The organism is Kitasatospora sp. NPDC058184, assembly GCF_042883725.1.
In the GTDB taxonomy this organism is placed as follows: Bacteria; Actinomycetota; Actinomycetes; order Streptomycetales; family Streptomycetaceae; genus Kitasatospora.
Map to the genome: position 1 here is coordinate 140850 of NZ_JBHVVE010000021.1, position 14935 is coordinate 155784.

The following is a 14935-nucleotide window of genomic DNA, read 5'->3' on the forward strand; positions in this document are numbered from 1 at the left end:
CGACGGCCCCCATCACCACCCCGACGGCCCAGGGCGTGTCTGACGATTCCCGCCGTCCACTCCGCTTCCGAAGATCTTCCACGGATCTTCCCCGACCGGACGCTCCACCTCCCGTCCGGACCGCTACGCTGTGCCTTCCCCAGTGTGATGATCTGCCATCAGAGGACGTGGCCATGACGACAAGTCAGGACTCCCCCCGCCAGGGCCCGCAGGACGACGACGCCACCGAGCTCAGCCAGTGGGAACGCTTCGGTGTCGACACCACCGCCCCGCACTCTGCGCGCGTGTACGACTACTGGCTGGGCGGGAAGACCAACTTCCCGCCGGACCGCGCCATGGGGCAGGCCATCGAGCAGGCCGTACCGAGCGTCAAGGCGATGGCCAAGGCCAACCGGGCGTTCCAGGGCCGGGCCGTGCGCCACCTCGCCCAGGAGCACGGCATCCGCCAGTTCCTCGACCTCGGCACCGGCATCCCGACCTCGCCGAACACCCACGAGATCGCCGAGGCGGTCAGCCCCGGCACCCGGGTGGTCTACGTCGACAACGACCCGATCGTGCTCGCCCACGCCCGCGCCCTGATGGTCTCCAGCCCGGCCAGCCGCACCACCTACATCCACGCCGACCTGCGCAAGCCCGAGGAGCTGTTCGCCGACCCGGCGCTCACCGCCACCCTCGACCTCACCCAGCCCGTCGGCCTGCTGATGATCGCCGTACTGATGCTGATCGCCGACGAGGACGACCCCTGGGGCCGGGTCGCCGCACTGCGCGACGCCCTGCCCGCCGGCAGCTGCATCGCCCTGACCACCCCCACCCCGGACTTCGACCCCGAGGCCGTCGGCAAGGTCGCCGAGGCCGCCCGGGCCGGCGGGATGACCCTGGTGCCGCGCGGCTACGACGACGTCGTCCGCTTCTTCGACGGCTGGGACCTGGTCGAACCGGGCGTCGCCCCGGTCCTGGCCTGGCGCCCCGACGGCGAGCCCCCGGCCGACCCGAAGGCCGCCTACTACTGGGGCGGCGTCGCCATCAAGCGCTGACCAAACGCCGACGACCGGGTGGGACGGCCAGAACCCGTCCCACCCCTCACTTCCCCTCCCCTCCCCACTCCCCCTCCCCTCCCCCTCACTTCTCCTCCCCCTCACTTCAACAGCCGCGACAACCGCCGGTCCGCCAACGGCTTGCCCCCGGTCTGGCAGGTAGGGCAGTACTGGAACGAGGAGTCCGCGAAGGACACCTCCCGAATGGTGTCCCCGCACACGGGGCAGGGCTCACCGGTCCGGCCGTGCACCCGCAGCCCGAGCTTCTTCTCCGCCTTCAGCTCCCCCGCCGCCAGCCCCCGCGAGCGCTCCACCGCCTCCCGCAGCGTGCCCCCGAGCGCCTCGTACAGCCGGGCCACCTCGTCCTCGGTCAGACTCGCGGCCAGCTTGTACGGCGACATCCGGGCCGCGTGCAGCACCTCGTCCGAGTAGGCGTTGCCCACCCCCGCCAACACCCCCTGGTCCCGCAGCACCCCCTTGAGCCGACGCCGCTCGCCCCGCAACAGCGCCGCGAAGTCCGCCAGCCCGAAGCCCGGGTCCAGCGGATCCGGCCCGAGCCTGGCCACCCCCGGCACCTCGGCCGGCTCCCGCACCACGTACACCGCCAGCCCCTTCTTCGACCCGGCCTCGGTGAGATCGAACCCGTCCCCCGCCTCCCCCGCCAACCGCACCCGCAACGCCAGCGGATTGCGCGGAGACGGCCGCGGCGGCTCAGCGGGCAGACCGTCCTTCCACCGCAACCAGCCCGCCCGGGCCAGGTGGACCACTAGGTGCAGCCCCTCCGCCTCGACGTCCAGAAACTTGCCCCGCCTGGTCACCGCCCCGACCGTCCGCCCCTCCAACGCCGTCACCGGCGGGTCGTACGTCTTCAACGCACTGATCGCCACCGGCTGCACCCGAGCGATCACCCGCCCGGTCAACCGCTCGGACAGGAAAGCACTCAACGCCTCGACCTCAGGCAGCTCCGGCATGCCCCCAGTCTCCCCCGACCCCCCACCCCCCGCCTGCGCTCCCACCCAGCGGGCGCGCAGGGCGAAAGCCCGCGCGCCCGCAACAAAACCTCCCCCAACACCCACCCACCCCCTCCTCCCCTCTGGCGAGAGGGACGCGCTGCGGGAGGGGGTGGCGCAGGGGGTGGCCGCGGAGAGGGGCGTGACGGGTGATTTTCAGACTGCCAACGATCTGAACGCCCCACCTCCAGGGTTGGCAGTCTGAAAATCATCCAGCCCCCGGAGCGACCACCCCCGGAGCCACCCCCGCCACCCACCCTCCCGAGAGCCCGAACCCCCACCCCAACCCCCGTAAGCACCGCATAAGCCCAGCTCAGCCCAGGTGGTGACCCTCTTCACAGCCTTCGTCCCAGGAGGCTGTTCCACATTCAACCTGTGGCACACTCGGATGCCATGAACACCAGCCCGGTCACCAGAACGCTCCGCGCAGCGGTCTTCGCCGCGCTGGTCGTGCTGCTCGCCGGGCTCGGCCAGGTCCTGGTCACCGGCCGCACCCTCCCCGTCGGCCCGATGCTGCTCGCCTCGGCCGCCGTCTTCGCCGCGGCCTTCGCCCTGGCCGGCCGCGAACGTGGCTTCCCGGCGGTCGCGGCGGTGTTCCTGCCGCTGGAGCTGGCCGCCGGCGCCCTCTTCGACCTCGCCCAGAGCACCTGTCCCTCGCTGCCGCCAGGCACCGGACACGGCCTCCAGCCGCTGCTCTGCGGCGGCGGCTCGCTCGGCGGCTTCCTGCTCGGCCACGGCGTCTCCGCCCAGACCGGCCTGCTGCTGCTCCTCCTGCTGCACACGGTGATCGCGCTGGCCGGCGCCTTCTGGCTGAGCCGCGCGGACGCCGCGCTGTGCTGCCTGGCCGGGGCCGTCCGGATGCTGGGCGAGTTCCTGCACCGCCACCTGCCGGCCGCCGCCCGCTGGCTGCGGCTGCTGGTCGCGCCGCTGCCGGCCCGTCCGCCGGCCCGGGTGCCGTTCCCCCGGGCCAGCCGCGTGCTGGTCCCCGCCGAGGACGTCGTCGTCCGTCCGGCCGTCCGGCGCGGTCCGCCGGTGTTCGCCCTGGCCGTCTGAGCCACGGGCTTCCCCGCCCGCTCAGTCGGCTGTTCTCTCCTCCCGCGCTGGCCCCGACCGGCCGCGCCGACCCGTACGCCCGAGAGCACAGGACGACACCCCATGAGCAACACCCGCAAGACCGACAAGAAGGCCTCCGCCACCGACCGCATGCGCGTCGCCCGCGCCCAGGCCGAGCGCTCCGACCGGATCCGCCGCCGGGTGGTGGTCGGCGGCGCTTCCGCCGCCGTGCTCGCCCTGGTGGCGGGCGTGGCCTTCGCCGTCGGCGGCTCCTCCGGCTCCGGTTCGAACGCCGCGAACGGCCCGCTGGTCGTGCCGGCCAACGCGAGCGGCACCAACGGCACCGTGATCACCTACGGCAAGGCCGACGCCCCGCACACCCTGGACGTCTACGAGGACTTCCGCTGCCCGTTCTGCGAGCAGCTGGAGACCACCACCGGCAAGGCGATCCAGCAGCTCGCCGACGACGGCACGTACAAGGTCGACTACCACCTGGCGACGTTCCTGGACAACAACCTGGGCGGCAAGGGTTCGCGCACCGCGCTGGCCGCGGCCGGCGCCGCGCTGAACGAGGGCGTGGACAAGTTCAAGGCGTTCCACGACGTGCTGTACGCCAACCAGCCGGACGAGCGCAGCGACGCCTTCGGCGACGTCAACCACATCCTGGACCTGGCCGGCCAGGTGCCCGGGCTGAAGACCGACGCCTTCGTCAAGGCCGTCCAGGACGGCACGTACGCGCCGTGGGCGGCCAAGGTGAACGAGGAGTTCAACAAGAGCGACGTCACCGGCACCCCGACCGTCAAGCTGGACGGCAAGAAGCTGGACGTCCTGAACAACGGCAAGGCCGTCTCCCCCGAGCAGTTCACCGCGATGGTCAAGCAGGTGACCGGGTGACGGCCGGCGCCCCCGCCGGGCGGCCCGTGTACGGCGCGAGCCGCCCGTTCGCCTGGCTGCTGCTGATCGGCGGCGCCGTCGGCCTGTTCGCCTCGACGGTCCTCACCCTGGACAAGATCCGGCTGCTGGAGGACCCGTCCTACGTCCCCAGCTGCAACATCAACCCGATCATCAGCTGCGGTTCGATCATGCGCAGCGACCAGGCGGAGGCCTTCGGCTTCCCCAACTCGCTGATCGGGCTGGTCGCCTTCGGGGTGGTGATCGCGGTCGGTGCCGGGCTGCTGTCCGGGGCGGCGTTCCGGCGCTGGTTCTGGCTCGGCCTGCAGGCCGGGACGGTGTTCGGCATCGGCTTCGTGACCTGGCTGATGTACCAGGCGCTGTACCGGATCGGCGCGCTCTGCCCGTACTGCATGGTGGTGTGGGCCGCGGTGATCCCGCTGTTCTGGTACACCACGCTGCACAACCTGCGCTCGGGCGTGATCCCGGTGGGCCCGCGGCTGCGGGTGGCCGTCCGGGAGGCGGCCCGCTACCACTGGGTCGTCCCGGCGCTGTGGTACGCGGTGATCGCGCTGCTGGTCCTCAACCGGTTCTGGTACTACTGGAGCACCCTGCTCTGACCCCGTCCGCCGCCCCCGCCCGCGCGGGGGCGGCGGTCCGGCAGGTCAGAAGGCGTACGCCGCGACCTCGGCGAGGAGTTCGGCGCGGCGCTCCTCGCCGATGAAGGAGGCGCGGAAGGAGTTGGCGGCCAGCCGGCGCAGGGTCTCCTGGTCGAGGGCGAGGGCCTCGCGCACGGCGCGGAAGTTGTCCTCCACGTAGCCGCCGAAGTACGCCGGGTCGTCGGAGTTGACGGTGACCAGCAGGCCGGCGTCCAGCATCTCGCGCAGCGGGTGGTCGGCGAGGGTGTCGATGCAGCGCAGCCGGACGTTGGAGAGCGGGCAGAGGGTCAGCGGGACCTGCTCGCGCACCAGGCGGGCGACCAGCTCGCCGTCCTCCAGGCAGCGCAGCCCGTGGTCGATCCGCTCCACGCCGAGGACGTCCAGCGCCTCGGTGATGTACGCGGCCGGTCCCTCCTCGCCCGCGTGGGCGACCCGGCGCAGCCCGGCCTCGGCGGCCCGGCGGTACACCTCGCGGAACTTGACCGGCGGGTGGCCGACCTCGGCGGAGTCCAGGCCGATGCCGGCGATCCGGCCGAAGTACGGGCGGGCGGCCTCGAAGGTCTCCAGCGCGGACTCGGCGGACTCGTCCCGCAGGAAGCACATGATCAGCTGCGTGCTGATGCCGTACCGCTCCTCGGCGCGCTCCAGCGCCCGGGTCAGCCCGTCCACCACCACGCCCAGCGGCACCCCGCGCGCGGTGTGCGCCTGCGGGTCGAAGAAGATCTCCGCGTGGCGGACGCCCTGCTCGGCGGCCCGGGCCAGGTAGGCGTCGGCGAGGTCGGCGAAGTCGTCCTCGGTGCGCAGCACGGCCATCAGCGCGTAGTAGAGGTCCAGGAAGGACTGGAGGTCGCTGAAGGAGTACGCCTCGCGCAGCGCCTCGGTGTCGGCGTACGGCAGCTCGACACCGTTGCGGGCGGCGAGCTCGAAGGCGAGTTCGGGCTCCAGGGTGCCTTCGATGTGCAGGTGGAGTTCGGCCTTGGGAAGCGGCATGTGGGTGTCCGAGCGCTAGCGGGGTGGTCCTGAACGTGTACGGAAGGATTCATCCTATGATCCGCGCCGACGGACCGGGTGCAGCGGCGGCGGTCGGCGGGCACCCTGGAGGAGGGGACTTCCGCCGAGGAGGCACCGAGATGCGGCACGCCGAAGACCCGCACATCCGGCCCGCGGGCATCTCCGCGCACGCCCTGGGCAACGACACGCTCCTGCACGAGCTGGAGCAGCTGCACCGCACGCGGCACGAGACGTTCCTGTACGGCTCGGAGGAGGCGCTGAAGCGGCACACGCTGCGCACCGGGGAGCTGGAGGCCGAGTACCTGCACCGCTTCCCGAGCCGGCAGGTCACCGCCGCGCGGACCAGGGCCGGGGCCCGCGCCCGGGAGGCGGCGGCCCGGGTGGAGTCGCTGCCGGAGTGACGGGGCGGGCCGCGCGCCCGCCGGGACACGCCGGGCGCCCGGTGGCGTGCCCGGAGGCGGGCGGTCGGGGAGGGTGTGAGGGCAGACGCACCGGACCGTGACCCCACCTGGGAGCCCCGCATGCCCATCGCCAGCGTCAACCCCGCGACCGGCGAGACCGTCCAGACCTTCGAGCCGCTCGACGCGGCCGGCATCGAGCGGCGGCTGGCCCGCGCCGAGGCCGCCTTCCACAGCTACCGCGGCACCCCGTTCGCCGCCCGCGCCGAACTGATGCGCCGCGCCGCCGACCTGCTGGACCGGGAGCTGGAGGCGGTCGCCCGCACCATGACCGAGGAGATGGGCAAGCCGCTCGCCGCCTCCCGCGCCGAGGTCGCCAAGTGCGGGAAGGCGATGCGCTGGTACGCGGACCACGCCGAGGAGCTGCTCGCCGACGAGCACCCGGCCCCGGCCGACGTCGCCGACTCCGGTGCCTCCCGGGCCTTTGTCCGCTACCGTCCGCTCGGTCCGGTTCTTGCCGTCATGCCCTGGAACTTTCCACTCTGGCAGGTCCTCCGGTTCGCCGCGCCGGCCCTGATGGCGGGCAACGTCGGTCTGCTCAAGCACGCGTCGAACGTGCCGCGCACCGCGCTGGCGATCGAGGAGCTGTTCCAGCGGGCCGGGTTCCCGGAGGGCTGCTTCCAGACCCTGTTGATCGGCTCGGGCGCGGTGGAGGGCGTGATCCGGGACCGCCGGGTCGTCGCCGTCACCCTCACCGGCAGCGAGCCGGCCGGGCGGGCGGTCGCGGCCACCGCGGCGGACGAGGTGAAGAAGGCCGTCCTGGAGCTGGGCGGCAGCGACCCGTTCGTCGTGCTGCCGAGCGCCGACCTGGACGCGGCGGTGCGCACCGCCGTCCGGGCCCGGGTGCAGAACAACGGCCAGTCCTGCATCGCCGCCAAGCGCTTCATCGTGCACACCGACGTGTACGACCGCTTCACCGCCGCCTTCACCGCGGCGATGGGCGCGCTGAAGGTCGGCGACCCGATGGACGAGTCCACCGACGTCGGCCCGCTGGCCAGCCGCCAGGGCCGGGACGACCTGGAGGAGCTGGTCGAGGACGCCCGGGTGCACGGCGCCCGGGTGGAGTGCGGCGGCGGGCGCCCGGAGGGCTGGGACACCGGCTGGTTCTACGAACCGACGGTGCTGACGGGCATCACCCCGGCGATGCGGATCCACCTGGAGGAGACCTTCGGCCCGGTCGCCACCGTCTACCGGGTGGCCGACCTGGACGAGGCGGTGGCGGTCGCCAACGACACCCCGTTCGGGCTGAGCGCCAACGTCTGGACCACCGACGAGGCCGAGCGGGAGCGCTTCGTCCGGGACATCCAGGCCGGCGGGGTGTTCTTCAACGGGATGACGGCCTCGCACCCGGCGCTGCCGTTCGGCGGCGTCAAGCGCTCCGGGTTCGGGCGGGAGCTGTCCGGGCACGGGATCCGGGAGTTCTGCAACGTCACCACGGTGTGGATCGGCTGAGCCCTCCCGGGCCCGCGCCCGTCCGGCTCCGCGCCCCTCCCGACCGGGTCAGGACGCCATCCGGTGCCGGCCCGGCCCCGGGGTCATCCAGCGGGCGACCACGCCGCCCATCGCGATGAGCGTCAGGCCCCAGAAGACCGCCATCGGCACCAGCACGGGCAGCAGGCTCACCTGGACCGCGACCATGCAGAGGCCGATCGAGAGCGCGATCATGAACGTCACCACGGTGGGGCTGAGGCTGAGCAGCCAGTGCCAGACGCGGTGCCCGAAGCCCCGGGCCCTGCGGGTCGCGGGGTCGGCCTCGGCCCGGGCGTCGAGTTCGGCGTCGAGTTCCTTGTAGGTCAGCAGGTCCATCGGGATCGCCTCCAGTGCTGGACGGCTGGACGGGAGGGGTGCCTGGCCCCGGTGGGGTCAGGAGGCCTTGCGGGGAGCCGAGGGCTTCCGGGTGGTGGTCTTCTTCGCCGCCGGGCTCCTCGCGGAGGTCTTCCCGGCGGACTTCTCGGAGGCGGCCGTCTCGGAGGGGGCCTTCCCGGAGGCTGCTGCCTTCGAGGCGCTCCGCTTCACCGGGGCGCGCTTGCGCGGCGCGGGCTCCGCCTCCTCCGGGGCGGCCTCCCCGGCCCCGCCGCCCCGCCCGCCCCTGGCCTGCTTGAGGCTGCTGCGCAGCGCCTCCATCAGGTCGATCACGTTGTCCGGAGCCTCGCCCGGCTCCTCCTCGTGCGGGACCTCGACGCCCTCCAGCCGCGCGGTGATCACCTGCTGCAGCGCCTGCTGGTAGTCGTCGTGCAGCTGGGACAGGTCGAAGTCCTCGGAGAGGGTGTCCATCAGCGACCGCGCCATCTTGAGCTCCTGCGGCCGGACGGCGACGTCGCCCTCGGGCGCGATGCCAGCCGCCGGACGGACCTCGTCGGGCCAGATGCAGGTCTGCAGCACCAGGGTGTTGTCGTGCACCCGCAGCACCGCGGGCGACTCCCGGGTGCGCAGCGCGATCTTGGTGACGGCGATCTGCCCGGAGTCGGTGAGCGCGTCGCGCAGCAGCGCGTACGGCTTGGCGGCGGCCTTGTCGGCGACGCCCACGTAGTAGGCCTTGGAGAACATCAGCGGGTCGATCTCGCCCTCGTCCACGAAGGCCAGCACGTCGATGATCTTCTTGCTGGGCAGCGGCAGGTCGGCGAGGTCCTCGTCGGAGAGCGTGACGGTCCGCCCGTCGGGGGACTCGTACCCCTTGGCGATCTCCGCGTACGGGACCTCCTTCTCCTCCCGCTCGCAGTACCGCTTCATCCGCACCCGGCCGCCGTCCTTGGCGTGCACCTGGTGCAGCGGGACGTCGTGCTCCTGGGTCGCGGAGTACAGGTGGACGGGGATGCTGACCAGCCCGAAGCTGATCGTCCCCTTCCAGGTGGTCTGCATGGGGTCGCTCCTGACCGGCGCCGGGAGCCGGCCGGCACCGAGAACGCTCGGGATGCTCCTACGGCATGTCCCGAGAGTCCCACTGTGCTCTGGTTTGCCCCGATCGTCCACAGCGCGTCGACAATGGGCCGAGGAGGTCGACGCGGATGGGCATCCGGAGCCGGGGGCACCAGCGGGGCCGGCGGGACCAGCGGGAACGCGACCAGGCGCCACCGCCGGAGCGGTACGGCTACCTGGTGACGTACGCGGTGCGGGGCGAGCCCGGCGCACGGCGCGCGGAAGTCACGGTGCTGCCCGGATACTCGCAGGAGGACGACATCCCCCGGATCCTCGCCGCCCGGCTGACCGGGCGGCCGGCGGACGAGGCGTCGATCACCGTCCTCGACGTGCGGCCGATCTGACCGGCCACCCGCGGGCGATTTGAGCCCCAACAGAGCTTGGCGACCTTTCCGAATGCTGACGATGCGTCAGATTTGAGGTTTCCATGCCACCTTTCCACCCACCCCGACCAGGCCTTTTCCGTCCGTTGAGCGAACAGTTACCAAAGGATTGTTCCGATACTCGGGCGTAGAAGTTAGGTTGCGACGCAATGCGCGGGTCAGTCCCCCACCCTCGGCGCGACGAGCCGAGGGACACGCCGCGCGGGAAAGGCACAGGGCACCCAGATGAGTGCGGACACCACCAAGCCCCCGGCCACGGCCACCAAGCTCCCCCACCAGACCGGGCCGATCGGCCACGGCGGCGACGGCCACCTGAAGGCCGGACTCAAGAACCGCCACCTGTCGATGATCGCCATCGGCGGCGTGATCGGCGCCGGCCTGTTCGTCGGCTCCGGCGCGGGCATCGCGACCACCGGCCCGGGCATCCTGCTCTCCTACGCCATGGCCGGCGTGCTGGTCGTCCTGGTGATGCGGATGCTCGGCGAGATGGCCGCGGCCGACCCGCAGAGCGGCTCGTTCTCGGCGTACGCGGACCGGGCGCTCGGCCGCTGGGCCGGGTTCAGCATCGGCTGGCTGTACTGGTTCTTCTGGGTGGTGGTGCTCGCGGTCGAGGCGACGGCCGGCGCGAAGATCCTCAACAACTGGGTGCCGGGCGTCCCCCAGTGGGGCTGGGCCCTGATAGTCATGGCGGTGCTGACCGCCACCAACCTCTTCTCGGTGGCCTCCTACGGCGAGTTCGAGTTCTGGTTCGCCGGGATCAAGGTGGTCGCGATCGCCGCGTTCCTGGTGATCGGCACCCTCGCCGCCTTCGGCCTGCTGCCGGGCACCCACGCGGTCGGCGCCAGCAACCTCACCGGCCACGGCGGGTTCCTGCCGCACGGGGTGGGGGCGGTGTTCACCGGCATGCTCACCGTGGTCTTCGCCTTCATGGGCAGCGAGATCGTGACCCTGGCCGCCGGCGAGTCGGAGAACCCGGAGAAGGCCGTCTCCAAGGCCACCAACAGCGTGATCTGGCGGATCGGGATCTTCTACCTGGGCTCGATCCTGCTGGTGGTCACCCTGCTGCCCTGGGACTCCGCCGACGTCAAGGCGAGCCCGTACGTGGCGGTGCTGGACCACATCGGCATCCCGGGCGCCGGCCAGGTGATGGACGTGATCGTGCTGACGGCGGTGCTGTCCTGCCTCAACTCCGGGATGTACACGGCCTCCCGGATGGCGTTCTCGCTGGGCCAGCGCGGGGACGCGCCCAAGGCCTTCGCCACGGTGACCTCGCGCGGCGTGCCGCGGGTGGCGATCCTCTCCTCGGTGATCTTCGGCTTCGTCGCGGTGTTCTTCAACTACACCTCGCCGGACACCGTGTTCGCCTTCCTGCTCAACTCCTCCGGCGCCGTCGCGCTCTTCGTCTGGCTGGTGATCTGCGCGACCCAGCTGCGGATGCGCAGGATCATCGAGCGCGAGATGCCCGAGCGGCATACCGTCCGGATGTGGCTGTACCCGTACCTGACCTGGACGGCCATGGGCATGATCGGGTTCGTCATGGCGTACATGTTCACCGACGCCGACGGACGCAAGCAGATGTACCTGTCGCTGGTCGCCGCAGCCATCGTGCTGGCGGCCTCGGCCGTGGTGGGCCGACGGCGGCGGGCCGCGGTGGCGGCGGCGGGCTCCTGACCCGTCCGCCCCGCGCGGGAACGCCGGGCCCGGGAGCCGATGCGGAGGCTCCCGGGCCCGGCGCCGTTCTGCGCGGCGCACCGCGCCGCCGGATGCCACGCCGCCCGGCACGGCACCGCCCGTCCAGTTTGACCAAGGCACGTCAACGGGGATACCAGGGCCGGGCGCTCCCCCACGAGCGCTCCCCCCGCCCCCTCCGGGAGACCCCGTGCCGTCCCTACCCGCCCCCACGCCACCCCCGCCGCCACCACCTCAGCCGCCTCCGCCGCCGCCCCGTACGGGGCCCGGGTCCGCGCGCCTGCGCTTCGGCCGCAGGCTGCGCCACTGGCGCGAGGCCCGCGGCCTCAGCCAGGCCGAGTTCGGCCGGCTGCTCGGCTACCACGACTCGCTGATCAGCCGGGTGGAGAACGCCCACCGCTGGCCACCACCCGGAATGCCCGCCCGGGCCGACGAACTCCTGCGCGCCGAAGGCGAGTTGGCGGACCTCTGGCAGGCCGTCCAGCAGGAGCGCGAACACCTCGGCGAACGCGCCGCCACCACCCGGCCACCGCTCGACACCACCGCCACCGGCCCGCCGGACGCCGCCACCGTCGAGGTGCTCGCCCAGCTGCTCGCCGTCTACCGCGCCGCCGCGGGCCGGATCGGCGGCGAGGAACTGGCCACCGTCCTGGAGCACCACGCCCACACCCTGCTCGGCCGGCCGCACCCCGACCCGCACCAGTACCCCGACCCGCGCGACCACCCCGCCGCCGACCGCTCGCTCGCCGCCCAGTACGCCGAACTCGCCGGCTGGGCCCACTTCGAGGGCGACCGCCACGCCCGCGCGCTCAGCTGGTACGCCACCGGGCTGGAGTGGGCACGCGCGACCGGCGACCGGATCACCGCGGCCGCGCTGCTCGCCCGGCAGAGCACCCTGTACTGGTGGCACGGCGACCCGGCCACCGCGCTCGCCCTGGCCGAGGCCGCCCGGACCATCGCGCCTCCCCTGCCGGGGCTGCGGGCCTGGACCGCCGTCGCCCAGGCCCACGCCCACGCGCTGGCCGGCCGGGCCCCGCTGGTGCGCCGGACCCTGGCGGAGGCCCGGCGGCTGACCGACACCGCGCTGCGCACCGGCGAACCGACACCCTGGGCGGACCGCGCCGACCTGGTCCTGGCCGTCGCGCACGGCACCTGCCACCGGGACCTCGCCGTCCGCACCGGCCGCGCCGGCCACGCCCGCACCGCGGCGGCCTGGCTGGAGGCCGCCCTGCGGCTCCTCGACCCGGCCGCCCGCCCGCGCGACCACGCCCTGGTCACCGCCCGCCTCGCCGGCGCCCACGCCCTCGCCGGCCACGCCGACGCCGCCGTCGCCCTGCTCACCCGGCTGCCCCCGCACGCCGCCGGTCGCATCGCCCGGGAGCGACGGCGGGCCGAGGAGTGGCTGCGCGGGTGAGGCTCCCCGGGCACGGCGGTCCCCGGTCCGTCACGGAACGGCAGGACCGGCCACCACCTGCGGGTGTGGTGACCGGCCCTGCCGTACCGCTTCGACCGGCCCTACCGGGTCGGATCAGTGACCTTCCGGGTCAGCCCGGGGACCCGCCGGGTCGGATCAGAGGCCGGCCGCCGCCGCGGCGATGTCGGCCGCGTAGGTGCTCACCTGGGTGTAGACGCCCGGGTAGCCCGCGCGGGCGCAGCCGTTGCCCCAGCTGACGATGCCGACCTGGACCCAGCGGCCCGCCGCGTCCTGCCGGACCATCGGGCCGCCGGAGTCACCCTGGCAGGTGTCGACGCCGCCCTGGGAGACGTAGCCCGCGCAGAGCGAGCCGGCCGCGTTCAGGCCCGGGTAGGCGCGGGCGCAGGTGGCGTCGTCGACGAACGGCACGGTCGCCTTGAGCAGGTACCGCTGCTGGCCGCCGCCCTCGCGCGCGGCGCCCCACCCCATGATGGTGAAGGTGCCGCTGTCGTAGGCGGTGGTGGTGGCGATCGGCAGGGTGCTGACCTGGCCGCCGCTCACCGGCGAGGCCAGCTTGATCAGCGCCCAGTCGTCGCCGTTCTCGGCGCCGGTGAAGGCGGGCGACTGGTACACGTACGAGGAGCGGACCTTGACCGCGCTGCCGCTGTTCAGGTCGACCGCCCCCGCGGTGGCGGTGATGCTGCTGTCGGCGCCGGTGCCGTCGACGCAGTGGGCGGCGGTGAGCACGATCTGCGAGGTGTAGAGCGCGCCGCCGCAGCCCATCGAGAGCCGCACCACGAACGGGAACTCGCCCTGCGCCGCCCGCGTGCCGCCGACCACGCTCGGCGACGGCTCGGGTGAGGCGGCGGCGGGCAGCACGAGCGCTCCGGCGCCGAGCACCAGGCCGGCCAGCAGGCAGACGAACCTGCCGAGTTGACGCTTCATCAGATCCTCCTTGCAGGTGGGGGAAGACCGAGAGTGGCCCGGCGGGCGGCGCGATAGGAGGGGTCCGCCCTTGCCGGTCGGATCTGGCAGGAACACGGCAATGAGGGGTTCCGGGTGCGGAGGGCCCGGGACGATCGCGCACCGAACCACGCGGCCCGCTCCGGGGAATCCCGTGCGCGACCCCCCGGAGCCGTCACCGGTCGCTCACTCCGCGTCGACGCCGCGCCCGCCGGCGTGTGAGCCCGCCCACAGCGGGATCGCCATCCACGATCCCCGATAGTGGACGCGCTCCCCGCGGCACCGCCCCCGGCGCCGTCGAGCCGCCCCGACCGGGCCGCCCGCGACCGCGATCCGCCTGAAGAACACAGGCCACCGCACCTGCCGGCGGTGCGATCCTTCACCACCCCCGGACTGCCACCTCCGGATGGAGGATTCGGACAAATCTGCCCAAATAATCCTCCGGGCCCCGCTCCGGCCACCCCTCAGCCACGACCCTGCGTAGTAGCGACCGCCTTTGCCACCCGTCCCCGGCCCTGCCAAGAATGGCCCGTCGCCAGACAGCGCAGCCGACCACCCCCCGCCGCCGCGCAGCCCGCCCGCCCCGCCGTTTCCGTCGGGGCGCCACGGCCGTCCAGGGCGGCCGCACGGGCCCCGCTCACCCGGAGCCCACGCGATGCCCCGCCCCCGGTGCCACCGGCACGGCCCCCGACGGAGAAGGATCGTCCGCCCCATGCAGCTCAGCCATGCCCGCCGCAACTCCCTGATCACCGGCGTCGCCACCCTCGTGGTCGCGAGCGCCGCCACCGCGGCCCTCGCCATCCCGCAGGCCGGGAACGGCACCGAGGCCGCCCCCGTGGCCGCCGTGTCGGTGGACGGCACGCTGGTCGCCGAGCAGGGCCAGGCCGACACCGCTGCCGCCGGCGCCGCCGAGCAGGCCGCCCAGGAGGCCCAGGCCAAGGCCGAGGCGGACACCGCCGCCCAGGCCCAGGCCGAGGCGCAGGCCCAGGCGGACGCCAAGGCCAAGGCCGACGCCGAGGCCGCCGCCTCCCGCTCCCAGGAGCGCCAGGACCTGAACAGCGCCCCGGCCGCCTACTCCGGCACCCCGCAGCAGATCGCCGCGCAGATCGTCCCGGCCGGCCAGCTCCAGTGCTTCAGCAACATCGTGTTCCGCGAGAGCAGCTGGAACCCCCTCGCGGTGAACGCCTCCTCCGGCGCCTACGGCCTGGTCCAGGCCCTGCCCGGCTCCAAGATGGCCTCGGCGGGCGCCGACTGGCGCACCAACCCGGCCACCCAGATCAAGTGGGGCCTGAACTACATGAACACCCGCTACGGCAGCCCCTGCGCCGCCTGGTCGTTCTGGCAGTCCCACCACTGGTACTAGGGCCTGTGTGATGTTGTGATCAGTTGGGTGGTCGCACGAGGTCGTCTATCCAGATCATTGAGGCGCGGAGGTGGAGGCCTGCGAGGTAGCT

General features: G+C 73.3%; 15 protein-coding genes. 10 read left to right on the forward strand and 5 right to left on the reverse strand.

Features of this window, described 5'->3' with window-relative positions; genetic code table 11:
* Window positions 1-173 precede the first annotated feature (173 nt).
* Entirely contained in the window at window positions 174-1034 is an 861-nt protein-coding gene (locus ACFVXH_RS31815; RefSeq protein WP_074005195.1) for an SAM-dependent methyltransferase, read from the forward strand.
* Window positions 1035-1135: 101 nt separating this feature from the next.
* On the opposite strand, the gene ACFVXH_RS31820 is transcribed toward ACFVXH_RS31815, so the two are convergent.
* A complete protein-coding gene (locus ACFVXH_RS31820; RefSeq protein WP_049660526.1) occupies window positions 1136-2005 on the reverse strand; it encodes an Fpg/Nei family DNA glycosylase in 870 nt (289 codons plus the stop codon).
* 432 nt (window positions 2006-2437) lie between these two features.
* Here ACFVXH_RS31820 and ACFVXH_RS31825 point away from each other — a divergent pair, with 432 nt between their 5' ends.
* The 3 genes from ACFVXH_RS31825 to ACFVXH_RS31835 all read left to right on the forward strand — a co-directional run bounded on the left by ACFVXH_RS31825 (window position 2438) and on the right by ACFVXH_RS31835 (window position 4608).
* Window positions 2438-3097, forward strand: coding sequence for a hypothetical protein (locus ACFVXH_RS31825; protein WP_387829358.1), 660 nt, complete (start codon window positions 2438-2440; stop codon window positions 3095-3097).
* Between the two features lie 102 nt (window positions 3098-3199).
* Window positions 3200-3991, forward strand: coding sequence for a thioredoxin domain-containing protein (locus ACFVXH_RS31830; protein ID WP_074005193.1), 792 nt, complete (start codon window positions 3200-3202; stop codon window positions 3989-3991).
* Window positions 3988-4608 carry a vitamin K epoxide reductase family protein gene (locus tag ACFVXH_RS31835; protein WP_387829360.1) on the forward strand — a complete coding sequence of 207 codons (621 nt, stop codon included), beginning with the start codon at window positions 3988-3990 and terminating at the stop codon, window positions 4606-4608. Before ACFVXH_RS31830 ends, ACFVXH_RS31835 begins: the two co-directional genes overlap by 4 nt.
* 45 nt (window positions 4609-4653) lie before the next feature.
* Here ACFVXH_RS31835 and ACFVXH_RS31840 read toward each other — a convergent pair whose 3' ends face one another.
* The gene (locus tag ACFVXH_RS31840; RefSeq protein WP_074005191.1) at window positions 4654-5637 is read right to left on the reverse strand and encodes an adenosine deaminase; all 984 of its coding nucleotides are present in this window, start codon (window positions 5635-5637) and stop codon (window positions 4654-4656) included.
* A gap of 140 nt (window positions 5638-5777) precedes the next feature.
* Here ACFVXH_RS31840 and ACFVXH_RS31845 point away from each other — a divergent pair, with 140 nt between their 5' ends.
* Together ACFVXH_RS31845 and ACFVXH_RS31850 are read left to right on the forward strand one after the other, a co-directional pair.
* Entirely contained in the window at window positions 5778-6059 is a 282-nt protein-coding gene (locus tag ACFVXH_RS31845) for a DUF6158 family protein (RefSeq protein WP_049659828.1), read from the forward strand.
* A 120-nt stretch (window positions 6060-6179) separates the two neighbouring features.
* The gene (locus ACFVXH_RS31850; protein WP_387829362.1) at window positions 6180-7568 is read left to right on the forward strand and encodes an NADP-dependent succinic semialdehyde dehydrogenase; all 1389 of its coding nucleotides are present in this window, start codon (window positions 6180-6182) and stop codon (window positions 7566-7568) included.
* Window positions 7569-7616: 48 nt separating this feature from the next.
* Here ACFVXH_RS31850 and ACFVXH_RS31855 read toward each other — a convergent pair whose 3' ends face one another.
* The gene (locus tag ACFVXH_RS31855) at window positions 7617-7922 is read right to left on the reverse strand and encodes a hypothetical protein (protein WP_049658984.1); all 306 of its coding nucleotides are present in this window, start codon (window positions 7920-7922) and stop codon (window positions 7617-7619) included.
* A 57-nt stretch (window positions 7923-7979) separates the two neighbouring features.
* Window positions 7980-8975 (reverse strand): Ku protein, encoded by a 996-nt coding sequence (locus ACFVXH_RS31860; RefSeq protein WP_074005189.1) that lies wholly within the window; start codon window positions 8973-8975, stop codon window positions 7980-7982.
* 146 nt (window positions 8976-9121) lie between these two features.
* Here ACFVXH_RS31860 and ACFVXH_RS31865 point away from each other — a divergent pair, with 146 nt between their 5' ends.
* From ACFVXH_RS31865 to ACFVXH_RS31875, 3 genes are all read left to right on the forward strand, one after another.
* A complete protein-coding gene (locus ACFVXH_RS31865) occupies window positions 9122-9376 on the forward strand; it encodes a hypothetical protein (protein WP_049658988.1) in 255 nt (84 codons plus the stop codon).
* Window positions 9377-9640: 264 nt separating this feature from the next.
* A complete protein-coding gene (locus tag ACFVXH_RS31870) occupies window positions 9641-11086 on the forward strand; it encodes an amino acid permease (protein WP_387829365.1) in 1446 nt (481 codons plus the stop codon).
* 208 nt (window positions 11087-11294) lie between these two features.
* On the forward strand, window positions 11295-12518 hold the full coding sequence (locus ACFVXH_RS31875) for a helix-turn-helix domain-containing protein (RefSeq protein WP_387829366.1): 1224 nt from the start codon (window positions 11295-11297) through the stop codon (window positions 12516-12518).
* A gap of 156 nt (window positions 12519-12674) precedes the next feature.
* Here ACFVXH_RS31875 and ACFVXH_RS31880 read toward each other — a convergent pair whose 3' ends face one another.
* Entirely contained in the window at window positions 12675-13463 is a 789-nt protein-coding gene (locus ACFVXH_RS31880; protein ID WP_380780362.1) for a S1 family peptidase, read from the reverse strand.
* 730 nt (window positions 13464-14193) lie between these two features.
* Between ACFVXH_RS31880 and ACFVXH_RS31885 the strand changes: the two genes are divergently transcribed.
* Complete coding sequence (locus tag ACFVXH_RS31885) at window positions 14194-14844, forward strand: transglycosylase SLT domain-containing protein (RefSeq protein WP_387829368.1); 651 nt, start codon at window positions 14194-14196, stop codon at window positions 14842-14844.
* Window positions 14845-14935: the final 91 nt, after the last annotated feature.

Bases quoted from the DNA above. Each gene is read 5' to 3' on its own strand.
- ACFVXH_RS31850 (WP_387829362.1), top strand. From the start codon at position 6,180: ATGCCCATCGCCAGCGTCAACCCCGCGACCGGCGAGACCGTCCAGACC.
- ACFVXH_RS31820 (WP_049660526.1), bottom strand. From the start codon at position 2,005: ATGCCGGAGCTGCCTGAGGTCGAGGCGTTGAGTGCTTTCCTGTCCGAG.
- ACFVXH_RS31840 (WP_074005191.1), bottom strand. From the start codon at position 5,637: ATGCCGCTTCCCAAGGCCGAACTCCACCTGCACATCGAAGGCACCCTG.
- ACFVXH_RS31815 (WP_074005195.1), top strand. From the start codon at position 174: ATGACGACAAGTCAGGACTCCCCCCGCCAGGGCCCGCAGGACGACGAC.
- ACFVXH_RS31870 (WP_387829365.1), top strand. From the start codon at position 9,641: ATGAGTGCGGACACCACCAAGCCCCCGGCCACGGCCACCAAGCTCCCC.
- ACFVXH_RS31825 (WP_387829358.1), top strand. From the start codon at position 2,438: ATGAACACCAGCCCGGTCACCAGAACGCTCCGCGCAGCGGTCTTCGCC.
- ACFVXH_RS31880 (WP_380780362.1), bottom strand. From the start codon at position 13,463: ATGAAGCGTCAACTCGGCAGGTTCGTCTGCCTGCTGGCCGGCCTGGTG.
- ACFVXH_RS31830 (WP_074005193.1), top strand. From the start codon at position 3,200: ATGAGCAACACCCGCAAGACCGACAAGAAGGCCTCCGCCACCGACCGC.
- ACFVXH_RS31845 (WP_049659828.1), top strand. From the start codon at position 5,778: ATGCGGCACGCCGAAGACCCGCACATCCGGCCCGCGGGCATCTCCGCG.
- ACFVXH_RS31885 (WP_387829368.1), top strand. From the start codon at position 14,194: ATGCAGCTCAGCCATGCCCGCCGCAACTCCCTGATCACCGGCGTCGCC.
- ACFVXH_RS31865 (WP_049658988.1), top strand. From the start codon at position 9,122: ATGGGCATCCGGAGCCGGGGGCACCAGCGGGGCCGGCGGGACCAGCGG.
- ACFVXH_RS31855 (WP_049658984.1), bottom strand. From the start codon at position 7,922: ATGGACCTGCTGACCTACAAGGAACTCGACGCCGAACTCGACGCCCGG.
- ACFVXH_RS31860 (WP_074005189.1), bottom strand. From the start codon at position 8,975: ATGCAGACCACCTGGAAGGGGACGATCAGCTTCGGGCTGGTCAGCATC.